This is a genomic window from Undibacterium sp. TC4M20W (genome assembly GCF_049340245.1).
Classification (GTDB): Bacteria; Pseudomonadota; Gammaproteobacteria; order Burkholderiales; family Burkholderiaceae_D; genus Undibacterium.
Window position 1 is genome coordinate 1 of the sequence record NZ_JBMPPI010000100.1, and the last position, 253, is coordinate 253.

Consider the following 253-nt stretch of genomic DNA (forward strand, 5'->3'; position numbering starts at 1 on the left):
TTGCTCTGCCCTCGAAGCGATGACTTGTTGCGGCCCAGCCTTGAGTAAATTGGGATGCTTATGAAAGCGATGGTGGCTGTGTGTCGTCTTGTGATACGCCCGCCTGCATGGTACCAGTAATCGCCTTTCCCTAAGTAATGCGAATAAACGATCTCTTCCTAGCTTAATGCCACGCTCTCTCATCTTTGCTTGAAGCAGGTGCTGCAATTTGCGTGTGCCTATCCGTGGCTGTCGCAAGCGCTTTTCTTTCACC

At 51.0% G+C, this 253-nt stretch carries 1 pseudogene; it reads right to left on the minus strand.

Annotated features, from left to right (window positions below):
- Window positions 1-253: pseudogene (locus ACO0LL_RS30455) on the minus strand (IS3 family transposase); the annotation flags it as partial.